This is a genomic window from Salinisphaera sp. SPP-AMP-43, assembly GCF_049568105.1.
Classification (GTDB): domain Bacteria; phylum Pseudomonadota; class Gammaproteobacteria; order Nevskiales; family Salinisphaeraceae; genus Salinisphaera.
This window is the reverse complement of sequence record NZ_CP145335.1, coordinates 4,014,849-4,030,624: the sequence shown is the minus strand read 5'-3', so window position 1 is coordinate 4,030,624 and position 15,776 is coordinate 4,014,849. Positions and strand designations below refer to the sequence as shown.

Annotated in this window: 13 protein-coding genes; 4 read left to right on the top strand and 9 right to left on the bottom strand. The window is 64.9% G+C overall.

Features of this window, described 5'->3' with window-relative positions:
- Positions 1 to 4: 4 nt before the first annotated feature.
- On the bottom strand, positions 5 to 1,885 hold the full coding sequence (locus V5738_RS17385) for a chloride channel protein (protein ID WP_423822079.1): 1,881 nt from the start codon (positions 1,883 to 1,885) through the stop codon (positions 5 to 7).
- Positions 1,886 to 2,720: 835 nt separating this feature from the next.
- Between V5738_RS17385 and V5738_RS17380 the strand changes: the two genes are divergently transcribed.
- From V5738_RS17380 to V5738_RS17370, 3 genes are all read left to right on the top strand, one after another.
- Complete coding sequence (locus V5738_RS17380; protein ID WP_423822078.1) at positions 2,721 to 3,575, top strand: YiiX/YebB-like N1pC/P60 family cysteine hydrolase; 855 nt, start codon at positions 2,721 to 2,723, stop codon at positions 3,573 to 3,575.
- A gap of 75 nt (positions 3,576 to 3,650) precedes the next feature.
- Positions 3,651 to 4,655 (top strand): YihY/virulence factor BrkB family protein, encoded by a 1,005-nt coding sequence (locus tag V5738_RS17375; protein WP_423822077.1) that lies wholly within the window; start codon positions 3,651 to 3,653, stop codon positions 4,653 to 4,655.
- Between the two features lie 234 nt (positions 4,656 to 4,889).
- Complete coding sequence (locus V5738_RS17370; RefSeq protein WP_423822075.1) at positions 4,890 to 5,906, top strand: Ldh family oxidoreductase; 1,017 nt, start codon at positions 4,890 to 4,892, stop codon at positions 5,904 to 5,906.
- Between the two features lie 380 nt (positions 5,907 to 6,286).
- On the opposite strand, the gene V5738_RS17365 is transcribed toward V5738_RS17370, so the two are convergent.
- From V5738_RS17365 to V5738_RS17330, 8 genes are all read right to left on the bottom strand, one after another.
- Positions 6,287 to 7,552: an inorganic phosphate transporter gene (locus V5738_RS17365; protein ID WP_423822074.1), complete on the bottom strand. Its 1,266-nt coding sequence runs from the start codon at positions 7,550 to 7,552 to the stop codon at positions 6,287 to 6,289.
- Between the two features lie 354 nt (positions 7,553 to 7,906).
- On the bottom strand, positions 7,907 to 8,590 hold the full coding sequence (locus tag V5738_RS17360; RefSeq protein ID WP_423824205.1) for a TIGR00153 family protein: 684 nt from the start codon (positions 8,588 to 8,590) through the stop codon (positions 7,907 to 7,909).
- 537 nt (positions 8,591 to 9,127) lie between these two features.
- Positions 9,128 to 10,009 (bottom strand): NAD(P)-dependent oxidoreductase, encoded by an 882-nt coding sequence (locus V5738_RS17355; protein WP_423822073.1) that lies wholly within the window; start codon positions 10,007 to 10,009, stop codon positions 9,128 to 9,130.
- A gap of 108 nt (positions 10,010 to 10,117) precedes the next feature.
- On the bottom strand, positions 10,118 to 10,981 hold the full coding sequence (locus tag V5738_RS17350) for an MBL fold metallo-hydrolase (RefSeq protein WP_423822072.1): 864 nt from the start codon (positions 10,979 to 10,981) through the stop codon (positions 10,118 to 10,120).
- Positions 10,982 to 11,104: 123 nt separating this feature from the next.
- Positions 11,105 to 11,524 carry a cupin domain-containing protein gene (locus V5738_RS17345; RefSeq protein ID WP_423822071.1) on the bottom strand — a complete coding sequence of 140 codons (420 nt, stop codon included), beginning with the start codon at positions 11,522 to 11,524 and terminating at the stop codon, positions 11,105 to 11,107.
- Positions 11,525 to 12,540: 1,016 nt separating this feature from the next.
- Positions 12,541 to 12,915 carry a hypothetical protein gene (locus tag V5738_RS17340; protein ID WP_423822070.1) on the bottom strand — a complete coding sequence of 125 codons (375 nt, stop codon included), beginning with the start codon at positions 12,913 to 12,915 and terminating at the stop codon, positions 12,541 to 12,543.
- Positions 12,916 to 13,079: 164 nt separating this feature from the next.
- A complete protein-coding gene (locus V5738_RS17335) occupies positions 13,080 to 13,823 on the bottom strand; it encodes a dienelactone hydrolase family protein (protein ID WP_423822069.1) in 744 nt (247 codons plus the stop codon).
- A gap of 255 nt (positions 13,824 to 14,078) precedes the next feature.
- The gene (locus V5738_RS17330; protein ID WP_423822068.1) at positions 14,079 to 14,543 is read right to left on the bottom strand and encodes a DoxX family protein; all 465 of its coding nucleotides are present in this window, start codon (positions 14,541 to 14,543) and stop codon (positions 14,079 to 14,081) included.
- Between the two features lie 155 nt (positions 14,544 to 14,698).
- Here V5738_RS17330 and V5738_RS17325 point away from each other — a divergent pair, with 155 nt between their 5' ends.
- Positions 14,699 to 15,610 carry a LysR substrate-binding domain-containing protein gene (locus tag V5738_RS17325; protein WP_423822067.1) on the top strand — a complete coding sequence of 304 codons (912 nt, stop codon included), beginning with the start codon at positions 14,699 to 14,701 and terminating at the stop codon, positions 15,608 to 15,610.
- The last annotated feature ends 166 nt before the right edge of the window (positions 15,611 to 15,776 follow it).

The following is a 15,776-nucleotide window of genomic DNA, read 5'->3' as shown; positions in this document are numbered from 1 at the left end:
TAGCTCAGGCGTCGTCTTCGGCCGGCGTAGGGGCCGGGCCAGTCGAGGCCGGCTTGTCGCTGCGTGCGGGTGTCGTCGGCTTGAGCGAGCGCGGCTTGCGCCGGCGTTCCATCTGTCGCGCCAGGCGCGACGAGCGCGCTACGTCGGAGAGGGTGAGCACGCCCTGGACCTGTCGCGGATGGGTCATATTGCCGTCGGCGGTGACCAGTGCGACCTCGCAGTCAGCTGCACGCAGGCGGCCGACGATATCGAAGATCATGTCTTCGGCGCCGACCACGATGTAGTCGGTTTCCATATGTTCATCGACCCAGGACCGGATGCCGATGCCGCCGCGCCCCTTGAGACGATAATGACGCCGTGAAGAAAAGATCGCCTGGATGTTCTGTTCGGCATCCAGCACCAGCACGTTCGGATGCTGGCGGCCGAAGCGCCGAAAGCGCCGTCGGACCTCGGCCATGCCGCGGGTGCTACCGACCCGCACGACGCGTGGATCGTAGAAATCCGAGGCCTTGCGGAGCATGAACAGATTGGTTTCCAGCGACGCCGGCACTGGATGGTTGCGCCGGGTCAGCTTGAAGGTATAGATGGTGTCGGCCATCAGGAACTGGCGGACGCCGTAGGCGATCGAGACGATGATCACCATCGGAATGATCACATGATAATCCCGGGTCATCTCGAAGATGATCACCAGCGCCGTCAGGGCTGCCCCGGTCGAGCCGGCCACCACGCCGGCCATGCCGAGCACCGCCATGGTCGCGACATCCAGATGGAAGCCTGGCGCCAGGTGCTGCATGGCCACCGCGAATGCCCCGCCCAGGGTCGCGCCCAGATACAGCGCCGGCGAGAACACGCCGCCCGAAGCGCCCGAGCCCAGCGTCAGCGAGGTCGCCAGTAGCTTGGCGCCGAACAACAGCAACAACAGCCAGGGGTTGGTGAGCGTGTTTTCCAGGATATTCTGGATCGTGGCGTAGCCGACCCCTTCGACGTAGTAGTGGCCGCCGTAGGCCATGAAGGCATACATCATCACGCCGACGAGACCCATGCCGGCGACGTGGCGGACATAGTCGTTGACCGGCAGCTTGGCGCAGCCTTCCTCGAACCAGTAGATGCTGCGCGTGAACAGCCAGGCGGCTAGGCCGAGTAGGACCCCGAAGATCACATAGGTCGCCACCAGCTGCGGCGAATTGAGCACTAGCCCGTTGTTGCCGAGCTCGGGAATATTGAACGAGGGGTTGTTACCGAACAGGCTCTGACCGACGAAGGCCGCAGCGCCGGTCGATAGCAGTACCGGGATCAGCGTGCGCCCGGAGGTCTCGGGCAGGATGATTTCGATCGCGAACAGCAGCCCGCCGAGCGGGGCGTTGAAGGTCGCGGTGATTCCGGCGGCTGCCCCCGAGGCAATCAGCGTATTGCGCTGCCATTCGCGCAACATCACGAGCTGACCGAGAGACGAACCCAGCGCCGAGCCAATCTGGATGATTGGGCCTTCGCGGCCGACTGCGCCGCCGGTGGCGATCGAGACCGACGAGGCCACCGCCTTGGTCGCAGCCACCGAAGGACGGATGATGCCGCCGCGATAGTAGATCGCGTCGATCACCTCAGGGACGCCATGGCCCTTGGCCTCAGGTGCGAAGTTTTTGACCAGCCAGGTCACGATCAGTGCGCCGATCATCGGTACCGCGATGATCCAGGGCCCCAAGGGGCTGGCTGCGGTATGTTGATTGGCGTCGTAGACAAAAGAGAACTCGCCGGCGAAAGCGAGGTTGTGGAACAGCCCGATCAAGGCACGGAAAATGCCTGCGCCATAGCCCGCAGCAATACCCACGCCCACGGCAAGTAGGCTGAGTACCAGGCTGGAACGTTCAATCGTGCGTGGCCGGGCCACCGGGTCTCTCTTTATGTTGCCGCAACCCAAACGGCGCTGCCGCGGATGGGCGCGCAACCGACGTTCGCTGCGTTTCGTGGATGATCGCGGTGCCCGGAACGGGCGCTGCGAAGATTGGATTCTACATCAACCGCCGTCGAAATTCTAAACGCTTGGCGCACAGCGCTGGACAACGCGGGCGAGCCGACAGGCGTGATCAAATGCGGGACAGACGAATATTCGTCTCTGCAGCACTGCCGTGATCGGGGGCAGTCGCAGGCCGGCGAGTCGGGGGCTGAGCCAGGAATCGGCATGCGAATCGATGGCACGAGCCCGACCGGCGGGCGGGCTGATGCGCTTCGAGTCTGGATCGCGGTCCGATAGCCCAGCGGCTATATGCCGATCCAGGCTTTACTGGTGCTGTGTCGCCCGACACGGGCGGGCACGGATCGGCATGAAAAACAGGCCGGATCGTAGGGCGTGTCGCTATGAGATACACCACCGCACCCGCGCCACCTGACGTGGCAAGCCAAAGTCTCGTGAGCGTGGCGTGGCTCGGCCACGTGAGCGAACGATAACGGCGGATGGCCGCCTCAGAGGGGCACGGGCCCTGTGGGTGATGCCCGTCCATCGTCCCGCGGCTTTGCATGCCTTGACCGTTGGGTCCTCGCCACGCTTGGCAGCCTGCGCCTTGCCCGACCCGATGGGCGGGTGTCATGCGATGGCGTTTCTTATAGCCGCAGGCGCTAGTGCGAAATGGCGGGTGGCAGCCAAACGCATGGCCTGTGCGGGCCCGCCGATCGCGGTGGAGAGACCGGGCTCGCACGAAACCGCGGCACGGCCTAGACTCAATGCCATGAGCGCTGTCGATCAGGATGGGTTCTCCAGCTGGCGATACCGTCTGGTGCGCCGGTTTGGTGACTGGTTGGCCACCGATGTACAGCCACGGGGCGCGCCGCGAACCGACTTCGAGCGGCTGTGCGAGCATCTGCGCCCCGGCGATGTGGTCCTGGTCGAAGGCCGGACCCGGGCCTCGGGGGTCATCCAAAGCGTGACCCTAAGCTCCTGGAGCCATGCGGCGCTGTATATCGGCCGGATCTCAGAACTCGAACACGAAGGCGCCCGGCAGCGTAGCGAACTCGGCGGTTGGCCCAGAGAAACGCCGATGCTGGTCGAAGCCGAAATGGGTCGTGGCGTCTGTCTGTCGACTTTGGCCCGCTATCGCGGCGAACACCTGCGCATTTGTCGGCCGCGGGATCTGGCCGAGACCGATCGCGCTGCGGTGATCGCCTATGCCTGCGAACGGCTTGGCACGCCTTACGACATGCGCCAGATCGCCGATCTGCTGCGATTTTTCCTGCCTTACGGCATCCTGCCCAGACGTTGGCGTTCGACCCTGTTCGAAGCCGGCCACGGTGACAATATCCGGGCGATCTGTTCGACGCTTCTGGCCAATGCCTTTGCCAGCGTACGTTATCCGATCCTGCCGACCATCCACCGCGGCGGCAACGGCGAAATGGTGTTCCATCGGCGCAACGGGCGCCTGATCACGCCGCGCGATTTCGACCATTCGCCGTATTTCGACATCATCAAGTTTCCGTTTTTCGGGGACGACGTCGCCCGCTATCACGAGCTCGACTGGGACGAGGACGCGCCCCGTGCCTCACGGCCCGCCGCGCATCGAGCAGGAAGAGCCCGCGGCGCATCGTAAATCCGATAAGTGCGTATACTCGAATGACGAGTATCACGGCCGAAGAACATGGTGTTTCGTCGTAACGCCTATCGCATGAAGCGGGGAGAGTCGATCCGCGAAGACGGGCGCGGTCGGACTGCGCGTACACCGGCCCATATTCCGCTGCTGGGTTGGAAAGACATTCTGCTGCGCGTCTTTCATGCGTTCAGCGACAACAACTTGTCGATTATAGCGGCCGGGGTGTCGTTTTACGGCCTGCTGGCGATTTTTCCCGGTATCGCGGCGTTTGTATCGATCTACGGTCTGTTCCAGGATCCCCAGACCGTGGTCCAGCAGATGCAGGGGCTGTCCGGGCTAATGCCTTCGGACGTGGTCAACACCATCACCGGCCAGATGACCCAGATCACGAACCGGCCGACCGGTTCGCTCGGTATCGCGGCGCTCGTGACCCTGGCGCTGGCTCTGTGGAGCGCACGCAAGGGCACGACCGCGCTCATGACCGCATTGAACGTAGTCTATGCGGAAAAGGAATCCCGCAATTTCGTCGTGACGACGCTGGTCTCGCTCGGGTTGACCATGGCGATCATCGTCGGCCTGATCGGGGTGGCGATACTCGCAGCCGGCGTGCCGGTGGCGGCAGCGGCGCTCGGCCTGGGCGACTGGTTCGTGGCGATCGCGCGTGGTCTCGGCCTGGGGGGCGGGGCGCTGCTGCTCATGCTCGGTATCGCTGGGTTATATCGGTTCGCACCGGATCGTACCCGCCCCAAATGGCGCTGGGTGCTGGTCGGTGCCACGCTGGTCACCGTGTTCTGGGTGATCGGATCGTTGGCGTTTTCGTTATACGTGGCGTTTTCACAGTCGTATTCCGCAACTTATGGGTCGCTCGGCGCCGTGGTCGTAGTGCTGACCTGGCTCTACATCACGGTCCTGATCATGCTGGTCGGCGGCGAGGTCAACGCCCAGCTCGAATTCCAGACCGCTGAGGACACGACCATCAGCGGCAATCAGCCGATGGGCGAGCGCGGTGCCTTCGTGGCCGACAACGTGGCCAAGCGTGCCGACGATATCGATTTCGACGACGACCCGGAACCACAATAGCGACGCCCCATGCCTGTGATCGTGCGTTCATGCCGCCTGTCGTATGACGCTGCGCATCTTATGTTCCTGAGCGGGCGGCACAGACCGTGGGGCACGGCGTCGAATTCGGGCGGCTATCGCGCGGCGCCGGGGCGTGGCGTATAGGGCGCGTCAGGGCCGATCTATGTACGGCTGTTACATTGCGGGTCGAGCCTGCTCGAATCGAGCAGCGATTTGGCCAACGGATGCAACGGCGTGAGCTCGAATCGAACCCTAACCGTCGCGGCGGCCCAGGCATTGGCCCGGGATGCCCTGAGCGCCGCCGGCGCTGGCGATGACCAAGCCGAGCGTGTGGCCGCGGCATTGATCGCTGCCGAACTGGATGGCTTGCCCAGCCACGGGCTGGCGCGGGTGGCTGCCTATGCAGCGCAGGTGGCGGCCGGCAAGGTCGACGGCCGGGCCGAGCCGGTGGTCACGCGGTGCGCGCCCAGTGCGGTCACGGTCGATGCCGGCTATGGATTTGCCTATACCGCGATCGATACCGGGCTGGCCGAAGCCGTACCCCGGGCAGCCGAAACCGGCTGTTGTGCGTTGGCGATCGCGCATTCGCATCATGCCGGCGTTTTGGGTCATCACGTGGAACGGATTGCCGAGCAGGGCCAGATCGGCCTGGCGTTTGCCAACGCGCCGGCCTCGATCGCGGCCTGGGGCGGTCGCCGGCCGGCCTATGGCACCAATCCGCTGGCTTTTGCTGCACCGCGCGAGCAGGCGGCCCCGTTGGTCGTCGATCTATCGGTGGCGGTAGTTGCCCGCGGTCATGTCATGTTCGCAGCCCAGCGGGGCGAGGCGATCCCGGAAGGCTGGGCCCTGGATGCCGACGGTCAGCCGACCACCGACGCGCAGGCCGCGTTGGCGGGCACGATGCAGCCGATGGGGGGCGCCAAAGGCGCGGCGTTGGCGTTAGTGGTCGAGATCCTGGCGGCAGCGCTGACCGGCAGCAGTGCCTCGGCCGGGGCCAGTTCCTTGTTCGATGCGAGTGGTGGCCCGCCCGATCTGGGGCAAAGCTTCATCCTGATCGATCCCGAGCGGTTGGGCGGCCGCGATTTCGGCCCGAGTCTGGAAGCTCTGCTGGCCCAGATCACCGCCGAGCCGGGGGTGCGCCTGCCTGGCGCCCGACGCCAGGCACAGCGCCGGATCAAGGCCGAGGCTGGCATCGTGCTTGGCGCCGAGCTGTTGGCCCAGCTCGAGTCGCTGGCAGCCGGGGCGAGCTAGGGCAGTGGTTGGGCCGGCGTCCGGCCAAAGGCGTTGGCCGCGCTCTGCCGTATCTTCGGATGGCGATCGCCGCGGGGCAAAACGTTCGGGCCGCCGACGCCAGATCAATCCACTGCGAGCAGCCGGGCGCTGCATGCCATCAAGCGGCGGTTGGGCCGTATAGGCCAGGGGCGCCTTGCGCGGCGCTCGTACGACCCAGCGGCCGTTTTTTGAGCCATGCCTGAGCTGTGTATGCCGTAGGCAAGGCAGCGAGCTGCCGCAAGGGCTGAATGGCCGCGAGGCCGGTGCTTCGGGCCAGATCGTATGGCCGGCCCGGCCGTGCAGGCGGGGGCGCCGGGCCAAGCGTATTGGCCGGTCTTGCAGACGGGCGATCTGGCGCTCTAGCCGATCACAGCGCGCAGTACGAAGTAATAAACCGCTGCGAATACGGCCGCCCCAGGCACGGTCAGTAGCCAGCCGGTGACCACGCTGCCCAGTACCGATAGATCCAGTGCACGCATGCCGCGGGCCAGGCCCACACCGAGCACCGCGCCGACCAGGGTCTGGGTGGTCGAGACCGGAATCCCGAACCAGGTGGCCAGCACGACCGTGGTCGCAGCCGATAGCTCGGCGGAAAATCCTCGGGTTGGGGTGAGCTCGGTAATCCCGGCGCCGATCGTGCGCATGACCCGATAGCCATAGGTCGCCAGGCCGAACACGATGCCAGCACCGCCCAGCAGCAGCACCCAGCCCGCCAGCTCTGACTGGCCGCCGATCTGCTGTGGGTTTTCTACCACGTTGACCACCGCCGCGACCGGCCCGATGGCGTTGGCGACATCGTTGGAGCCGTGCGCGAAGGCCATGGTCGCCGCGGTGAAGATCTGGGCATAGCCGAATACCCGCTCAACGTTGCGATACCGGTCTACAGCCTCGTTTTCCGGGGCCAGCTTGATGCGGTTGAGCAGCAGCTTGCTGATGCCGGCGGCGACCACGCCAAGGGCGATCGCGCCGCCGATGCTGGTGGCCAGCGACAGGTTCAGTCCGAGATGGGACAGGCCTTTTTCGAGCGTGACCAGACAGATCACGAACGCAGCCAGAAAGACGTAGTAGGGCGTATAAAGCCGGGCGCCCTCGGCCGGATGCTCGTGGTTGAGGATCAGGCGACGGATCGATTCGAACAGCACGAAGGCGATCGCGCCGGCGATGATCGGCGACGTGATCCAGCTCAGCACGATCGAGACGATCGCACCCCAGTTGACCGGGTCGACCCCGGCCGCGACCAAAGCGAAGCCGAGGATACCGCCGATAATCGACTGCCCGGTTGACACCGGCAGGCCGCGCATCGAGGCAAACACCAGGAAAGTCGCGGCCCCCAACAAGGCAGCGAGCATGCCGGTGGCCAGAATATGCGGGTCGGAGGCAAATATATCGGGGTGGATCAGCCCCTTGCTGATGGTCTGGGTGACCTGACCGCCGGCCAACCAGGCGCCGAGAAACTCGAAGGTTCCAGCGATCAGCACGGCCTGCCAGATCTTGACTGCGCCGGAACCGACCGAAGTCCCCATGGCGTTGGCGACGTCATTGGCGCCGATCCCCCACGCCATGAAAAAGCCGAATAGACACGCCAGAGCGAGGTACAGCTCAGCGTGCTGGGCGATCATCGACATGCATATCCTTGGCGTTAGCAGCGCACGACGGGCTAGCGGGCGGGCAGTGTAGCGTTTTGGGCCGGTCGATATCTATTCATCGTCCCTGGGGGCAGCACTATCGATGCAGCACGGTGTGCTGTGCCCCCCGTATGCGGCCCGAAACACGGGTGCTTGCGAGCGCCCGGTGGGCCCCAGGCCGGGCGGCGACTTAACCCGCGGCAGGCGGGCAAATGCGCGGTGTCGGCGTTGGGCCGATAACGGGGACGCTGTCGGCCCGGCCTGCCACGGGCTTGCCGGCGGCGCCCGCGCGTTTGGGCCGGCCGCGGCGGCTCGGACGAAGTGCCACGCCGCGGGCCGGCCAAGGGCATACGATCAGCGCGCCATCATGATCTGCAAACGCGAGCCGACGCGCTCGGCCCGGTCGGAGACCGTGCCGATCCAATCGATGATTTGGTAGAGGAACATCACTTCCAGCGGCGGCAGTTCGGATTCCTGTTCCAACAGGCGATGCCGGATCGCGACCTGTTCTTCGTCGGCGCGTTTTTCCAGCTTGCCCAGCTCGACCACCATATCCTCGATCACGTCCGAGATATTGCGCCCGAAGCCGGATTCCAGCAGCTCGTCGAGCTCCTCGAGCACCTTGCGGGCCTGATGCACGGTATCGATCGTGACCTGGATATAGTCGTTGATCGAGGGCAGTAGCGCGGCCGGGAATTGCATCCGCCGGCCCGTCATCAGCCCAGCGATATCCTTGATCTTGTTGATGATCTTGTCTTGGGCCTCGATCAATTCGAGCAGGTCGGAGCGGGAAATCGGCAAAAACAGCGTATTCGGCAGATTCAGCCGGATACGGTCCTTGAGATCGTCGGCAGTGTGTTCGCAGTCCGAAATTTCGCTGTACAGCTTATGGGCGCGATCCCAATCCCCTTCGGAGCAGGCCCGAAAGAAGTTGATGAGCAGATCCGCGCCACGGTCGACCTGCCGGATATGTTCAGACAGCGCCTCGAACGGCGAACCGCCGCCAAACAGGCGGGATAGCGGGCTGGATTTGCTGATATCCATGACAACACACCTCATAGCGGCCAAATGCCGCCCGACCGCGGGCAAGCGCATGCCGAAGTCGGGCGTCGATGCTGGCATTATCGCAAATAGCAGGCCAGCTCGGGGGCGTATCCCACGTGAAGCGTACGACAGGCACAGCTGGGCACCGTGTAGCCGCCGATCAGGCAGGGCTTCCGAACAGGCCGAGCTTCGCAGGCCGCCAACGAATCGCTGCCTAGGGCAGTCGTGTCGAACGAGGTGCGGCTATCGGCCGAGCGCAAGCGCGGCTGCGCTGTGACGGCGGGCGGCCAGCCCGTGGCCCGCAGCTGTCCACATTCGTGCCGGCTAGAACGGCCGAAAACATGGACCTGTCGCGAGGCCCCGGGCTGCGATTGCTAACGCGGCCGAACGAAGCAGGGCCTGCAGGCCGTTGCAATAGCCCACGAGCCCAGGCCGGCCACCAAGGGGCAAGCCAGCCCATGACGGATCGATCATGGGGGCAGGCGCCGAGCGTGGCGACCTGGGACAGTACTCGTAGGCAGTAGCCGAGCCCTAGTCGTCGAGATGGGCGCTGCGGCGGGCTGCCTCGCCCAAGGCCGACAGGTCCAGCTCGCCGTCGCCGGCCGCCATGGCCTCGGCCAAGCGTTCGCGGGCGGCGGCCCCCATTGGCATCGGCACGTTCTGGGCCCGCGATGCGCGCAGGGCCAAATCGATGTCCTTGGCGCCGAGTTTGAGCTTGAAGCCTTCGGGGTTGTCGTAATCGCGTTTTTCCATGGCCGGCGCATAGCCTAGATAGGCTGGGCTGCCGAACACCGAGTGGGTGATGATCTCCAGGAAATCGCCCGGTTCGATGCCATAGGCTGCGCTCATCGACGTGGCCTCGGCCATGGTCTCGACCGCCGAGACCAGCATGGTATTGGTCGCCAGCTTGATGACGTTGGCGCGAAAGGCGTCGTCGCCGGCCGGCCAGAGCTTCGCGCCCATCGTCTCCAACGCCGGGCGCGCGGTCTCGATCGCGGCCGCCGGCCCGGCGGCTACAATGTTGAGCTTGGCGGCTGCGGCCAGATCCGGCCGGCCGAGTACCGGTGCGGCGACATAGGCCTTGCCGGCTTCGGCATGGCGGGCGGCCATGGTACGGCCGGTTTCGACCGCGACCGTGGCCATATTCACATGCACGGTGTTGTCGCCCAGGGCCGTGATCAGATCGTGCTCGTCGATCACCGCCGCCAGGGCGTCGTCGTCGGCCAGCATGGTGATCAATACGTCGGCTCGGGCACAGTCGGCTGGTGTGTCGGCCTGGGTGGCGCCGGCATCGACCAGTGGCTGGCATTTATCGGCGCTGCGGTTCCAGACGGTCACGTCGAAACCGGCAGCAACCAGGTTATGGGCCATAGCGCGCCCCATGGCGCCAAGTCCGATGAATCCGATATTCATATGCTGCTCCTGTCATATGCGGCTGCGCCAGAGGATCGGCGGCCGCGACTAAGCCAGCGACGGCCCCTAAACGGCGGCCGTCGCGATCCGAGAAAACGATCTAAGCCGTTAGACGGTCGGTTGCCACACATGCGGCAGAAAGCGGAAACCGTCGCCGTCTTCGACCACATAGCCGATGCCGGGGAAATCCAGATGATGGCCGGCGATCAGTTCCTGGGATTCGGCAACCTGGGCCATGATCTCGCGGCGGGTGGCCGCGGCCTGGTCGAGATCGGTATCGAAGGCGACCGAGGCATCCGGCCGCGGGAACTGGATCTGTGGCATGTGCACGATGTCGGTCCAGATCAGGATCCGGTCGTGGCCGGAAGCGATCCGATAGCCGGAATGGTCCGGCGTATGGCCCGGCAGCGGCACGCGGGTAATGCCCGGCAGTACGTCGGTGCCTTCCAGATGCTGCATCTGCGAGCCGACCGCGGCGATGACCCGATGTGCCGCCTGGAACTGGCCTTTCTGGGCATCCGAGACATCGTTGGGGATTTCGCCGCCCCAGTAATCCAGCTCGCCGGCCGGCACCAGCACCGTGGCCTTGGGAAACGCCGGGTTGTCGTTCGCATCGATCAACCCGCCGGCATGGTCCGGATGCATATGCGTGATCAGTACCGTATCGATATCTTCGGCAGCAATGCCGATGGCCTCGAGATTGGCCATCAAATACGGCCCGGCATCCCCGGCCAGGCCGCCGAGGCCGGTATCGATCAGGATCTTGCGTTCACCGGTATCCAGCAGATAGACATTTAAGGTAATGCGCGGCGGTGTGGGCCGACGGCTTTCGAGGTGCAGGCGTTTGGCTTCGGTCTCGTCAAGGTTCTGGAACAGCTCGAAGCTGGCTTCCATCTGGGCATCGAGCAGAGTCGTCAACACGAAATCGCCGATGCGCAGCTGATGCACATTGGCCGGTTGCATTGAGGTCATAACAATAGCTGACCCGCTTGGGCGGGGCCGGGATTGGACAAATGGTGCGCCCAAGCTACAACAGCACAGCAAACCGCGCATCGGGGCAGGCCCGGGGGCCGGCTCGCGCGGGCCGCCGTTCGATCAGAGCGCGACGGCGCGATCCAGCTCGGGCATCAGCACTACGCTTTCCTGTTCGTTCGGGTCTGTACGGGCAATCACTGCGGTCGCGGTCTCGGTGTCACTGGGATTGCAGGGCAGATGCGGCACGTTGGCAGGGATATAGAAAAAATCGCCCGGCTCGACGACCGCGCAATGCTCGAGGTTCTCGCCGTAGTAGCAGTGCGACACGCCTTTGAGCGCATAGATCGCGGTCTCGTGCGATTCGTGTTTGTGCGCCTTGGCCCGGGCCCCCGGCGGGATCGTTACGAGCTGCATATGAATGCCGGTGGCACCGACCGACTCGGCCGAAATGCCGACGTTGTAATCCAGCGCCTGCTTGCCGGTCACGGTTTCGCCAGCGCGCACGACACGGCAGCTCGGGGTTGGGGAGTTTTGGGGCATGTCGGTCTCTCCACAGGCAACGCATGATCGGCTCGATTCTAGAGTATTTCCTGCCGCCGCGAGTATCGGCGCCCAGCGATTGTTGGGCGGTTGATCCGGCACGATTAGCGAAGCCGACGACACCGCCTGTGCCATGCCTCCATGGCCCGATCGTCGCGGGCGGGCCGATGACGACGCAGCGGGCGACACGCGACGCCCCGCCGGCTCGGCTCGATCCAGGCGATGATCAGACCCGTCGTAATGGCCGTCGAAGGCGGGCGCCGAGATTGAGCGCCCGCCCGCGGGTCTTGCGCTCGGCGAAGCCGTAGTGGCCCTTGGGGCGCCTGTGATCTGTCCTCGGTCGAGTATGCTCGGCGTCCACCAGCCGGGTACTACCGACCTCGGGCTCGCAATCACGTCGCCATTCCGAATGAAAGCCCGCCTTCGGCCACCTGGGCGGCCAGCCCAGGCCCTGGCGGCGCTGGGCGATCCTCGGTTTCGTCAGGCCCGGCTCGATTTGTCCTATACGTCGATCCAGGCCTGCGAGCGCGTTGCGGTCGGGTATGACGCCTGCGCTGGCGTCATAGCGTTGGTGCGCGTGCATCGGATTCATGCACGGGCCTGCTATCGCGAAGCCGATCTCATCTATACAAGGCCCGGGTAGCGATGGCATTGATATCAATATCGTTTCGCGCCGCCGCCTGAAAGGGCTGGCGCGAGGCTGGCGTCAGCAGTCGGGGCAGGTTCTTTCCGGTGGCTCCGACAGTGCGTCCGGCCACGCCAGCAAGCCTTGCCAGCGCCTGCGGATCGAGATCGCTATCGCGCTGGATCAACCGGGCGGCACACGCTCTAGGGCCCATCGCGCGACAACGCGCCCTAGCAAGGGCCAAGGGCCGAAACTACGGCGCATGCCGAAGACACCGATATCGACCGTAGCCCGGGCGTCCACCGGAGTCCGGCGGCTCGGCCCGCGCCCTGCGCCGTGGCTGGCCCGGCTACGGTATCGAAAGCCGCGGCGGCCGGCTGAAGGCCTTCGTCTAAACCAACGGCGCGCTGCCGGCCTTGGGCAGGCGAGGCGCCGTGGCCGCCCGGCGCAGGCGCCGCAGCGTCGGCCGGATCGACAGGCGCACGGCGGGCCCGGCATGGCCGGTTTCCAGCTCGATCATACGCTCGTAGTAGAACATCGCCTGTTCGATCTTTGCGTCGATGGCACGGTGCGAAAGCGGCTGCTGCGGATCGGCTATCCGGTTGCCAAGCTGTTGGCAGATCGCCTGATAGCGCTCGCGGGCGTCGTCATGAGACAGCTTGGACGCATCTGCGCGCATGAATTTGAGCCGGGTCGCACGCCGTTGTCGCAGCCATGCGAAGCCCAATGCCGCCAAAACACCAACAACGACCAGTAGGAGAGTCATTCCTGCCTCAGCGAGACCGTACGAGAATAAAAGCGAATGCGCGATAATAACGGCCGCGATGCGGGGAATATTAATACCAATCGAGAACGAAAATACCTATTTTTTTCGTCCGCTCTCGAACGGCCGGGCGGCATGTGCCATACCGCCCGATTTCGGTGTCGTATTCAGCCCAGAGTTTCCGAAAACAGCGTGAAAAGCCGCGTGTAATGGCGCTGGTCCGCGGCGGAGTTGTACACCGGCGCATCCTTGGCGGTATAGCCGTGAGCCGCGCCCTTGAACAGCTCGGTCGTGAAATCCACGCCGGCAGCGGCCATGGCCTGGTCGAGCCGGCCGATTTGCTCTGGCGGCATGAGCTGATCGCCGTCAGCATGGCCAAGAAAGACCCGGCCCTGAATCCGGTCGACGATATGCAGCGGGCTATCGGCGTCGTCGGTAGCGGCGAGCCGCGCCGAATGAAAGCCAGCCGCGGCTGCTACGCGATTCGGGTGATAGGCCGCCATACGCAGGGCGAACGCTCCGGTCATGCAGTAGCCGACCACGCCGACCGCGCCGGCGGCGAACTCGTCTTCGGCATCGAGGGTCGACAGCAGCGCCTGAAAATCCCGGGCCTGGGCTTCGGGCGTAAGATGCCCGGCATAGTCGAACAGCGTGGGCCGAACATCTTCGTCGCGGAACGACTTGCCCTCGGGCACCGCTGGGCCGGCAACGTCCCGATAGTAGATATTGGGCATGAGCACCGCATAGCCGCCGTCCGCTACGGCCTGGGCTTTGTCGTGATAGCAGGGGCGCAGGCCGCCGATGTCAGTGAACAGCACCACGGCCGGTAAGGCGCCATCGGCGGTTTCCGGGGTGAAGATATGGGCGTCGATCGTGCCGTCGGCGGATTCGATGTCGATGGAACGCTTCATGGGAACTCCGTCTCGATTAAAGAGCGATACCGCGGATTTTAGGACGTGTTGAAGTGTCGTCCGAGTGCTGCGTTGCCGCTCACTGACTTAGCGCCACTACGCCGCCCTCGCGGTGCCTCGGCCTGCAGGGAAATAGCCCATAGCGTGGGCTCGCATGAGATCTCAACCTGCCCTAGGCGATGTGCCGGCTTTGTGTAGTGCCACACGGCCCGGCCGCCGAGGCCGCGCGGCGTCTTGCACCGGCCGGGCGATGGCTCAGCTGGACCGCGCGGTATGGCTCTGCGGGGCGGACCGGCGGTGGAGCAACGTATCGATAGCGAACCGGCCGGGCCCGGCGACGTACAGCGCCAGCAGGCCGCCGATGATCGCGATGTTTTTGTAGAAGTTGATTTCATTGGCGTATTGCTCGGCGCCGGTCATATGCCAGTACGGATGGCCGATGAGTGCCGTGCCGAAGGTATAGATCGCCATCAGCACGGCCAGTGGTCGGGTGGCCAAGCCCAGCGCGATCGCCAGCGCCACCGGCACTTCCATGAGGGCTGCGATCGCGGCGGCGAGCGCCGGGACCGGCGCGCCGGCCTGTTGCATGTAGGCGACGGTACCGGCGAAGCCGACCAACTTGCCCCAGCCGAAAAGCAGGAACAGCCCAGCGATCAGCAGACGTGCGGCGAGCAGGAGAGGGTCGGCGAACCAGGATTTGTGTAGTAGCGAATCGAGCATAGCGGGCCTCGCATGAAGTGGTGGATTTGGGGCCGGCAGCGCCGGCGGTTCTAGGGCGCGTCTCGTGACGACGCCTCCTAGGCACATTAGGCGGGCGACGCGTTCGCCGGAAGCCGGCATAATCTCAACAGGGCGTTCTGTTATTGGAACGATAAATGCGGGATCTCGACGATCTGTTCTATTTTTCCAGTGTGGTCGAACACGGCGGGTTCTCGGCCGCGGCGCGGGCGCTGAAACAACCCAAATCCAAGCTCAGCCGACGGCTCACCCTGCTCGAGGAAAAACTCGGCGTGCGGCTGGTCAACCGCGATACCCGTGGCATCTCGCTTACGCCGATCGGGCAGGCGTTTCATGTCCACTGCCGCAGCATGCTCGATGCCGCGCGCTCGGCGTTCGAGACCGTCGAACAGAGCCAGGCCCAGCCGCGCGGCACGGTACGCCTGAGTTGTCCGCCGGGGTTGTTGTATCTACGGCTGGCGCCGTTGATTTCGCGCTTTCTAGCGCGCTATCCCGAAGTGCACTTGGAAATCGAAGCCGTGGGCCGGCCGGTCGATCCGGTTCGGGAAGGCTTTGATCTGGCGCTACGCGTGCGCACCACGCCGTTGCCCGACAGCGATCTGAATATGCGTGCGATCGCGGCCAGCCCGCACCGGCTGGTCGGCGCGCCCGGCCTCGTCGAACATCTGAGCGAGCGCGCCGCACCGCCGTCGACGGTCGATTGGCCGGCGCTCAGCGAAAGCCGGCCGGATGGTCGCTATGTCTGGACGCTCCATGATGCGAGCGGCACAGGCCGTGATCTCGCCTACCGGCCACGGCTGGTCACCGACGACATGCCTACGCTACGCCAGGCCGCACTCGACGGTCTCGGCATCGTACAGCTGCCGATGCTGTTCGCCGGCGATGATCTGGCAGACGGTCGGCTGGTCGATGTGATGCCCGGCTGGGCGCCGCCAGAAAAACTGCTGCACGCTGTCTTTGCCTCGCGCCGTGGCCAGTTGCCGGCTGTGCGGGCCTTGCTGGATTTTCTGGCCGAATCCGTCGGCGAGCAGGATTTCGTGGCGCCGTAGGCGGCCCGGCCAGCTGCTGTAGCGGGTGTGACCGCTTATCTCGTGACGACAGGTTGCAAACCGCAGCGCTGAATGGCGCGGCGACCATGTGCCCGATTTCAGCTACGGCCTGGTCGCGTTCGCGTTATGTGGCGTGTGTCGGTGGTGTAGGCAGCGGCGAGGGCCG